Consider the following 1,131-nt stretch of genomic DNA (forward strand, 5'->3'; position numbering starts at 1 on the left):
TCGTTGGAGTAAGTCATGGTTTGCTTTTAGTTCATCAGAATACTCTAACATAGTATCTACAACAGATTTAGATGGTAGTTGCCCGAACATGGTATAGTGCTTATACTCTGTACTTGAAAGGTCTTCGCTAGGTTTTAACATTAGTCGCCAGTATCGCTTGAGCCGACGGTATTTCTTTTTGTCTTCGCCGTTTGATGTGTTGAATGCTTGCATAATCTTGACGCGTGTTTTATTCATCGCTCGCGTCATCAATTGTACGATGTGGAAGCGATCAATAATGATCTTAGCGTTCGGAAATAGGTCCTTAATCACGCCCTGATAACTCGCATTCATATCAATCGTTACTGTCTTCACTTTCTTGCGCTGTTTAAAAGTAAAATACGTCGTAAAGTGGTTGCGAATCGTGCGCCCATCACGTTGTGGGAGTATATCTAAGAGATCACCAGAAGCCACATCGATATAGATAAAAGCCATCTGTCCTTTGGCTACCTTAAATTCATCAAAAGAAAGGTTCTCAGGTAACGTCCGATCATACGTTTGAAGCTCTTGACTCGTCTTATTAATTTCACGTTGAACCGTTGTTGGAGAAACAGCACAATCACGGGCAATATCTTTTATTGAACGAGCTTCAGCTGTCTTTATCCCCGCCTGAAGGCACGTATCTTTCGAGATGAAGCACCCTTCATTAACTAGCGATGTTTTTGCCACGAACGTCGTCTGGCATTGTTTACAATAGAAGCGTTGTTTTCTTAATTCGAGATACGTTTTTTTCGTTCCCCCAGCTGGAATAACTATCGTTGATGTCTTCGTGCCATTTTTAATAATGGTGTAGTCTTCATTTCCGGCGTGACAGCGGTCACAGTGCGTCGGGGTATACGTGAGTGTCCCCTCCAGGAATGTGCAAGCAAGGCCGTTCTTTGTGCCGCGCGGGCACAATCCTCTTCAAAAATAATATTTTTATCTTGAATGTCAAAGAGAATTCTTATAGTATGAGATATAGACAAGTGGGTTCCCTCCTAATGGTTTTGTGGTTAAAACTAATATTACAGGGAAACTCACTTGTTTTCTATATTTAGAAAGAAAAAGGTGCTAGTGAGTAATTTTAGTGAGCAATCTCTATCTCACTTAAAA

1 protein-coding gene is annotated in these 1,131 nt (G+C 40.8%); it reads right to left on the reverse strand.

Annotated features, from left to right (window positions below; translation table 11 throughout):
• Positions 1–936, reverse strand: a 936-nt coding sequence (locus JCM19043_RS15690; protein ID WP_062323998.1) for an ISL3 family transposase, incomplete at its 3' end; no start/stop codon positions are given.
• Positions 937–1,131: the final 195 nt, after the last annotated feature.

Source organism: Halolactibacillus sp. JCM 19043, assembly GCF_001310395.1.
Lineage (GTDB): Bacteria > Bacillota > Bacilli > Bacillales > Amphibacillaceae > Halolactibacillus > Halolactibacillus miurensis.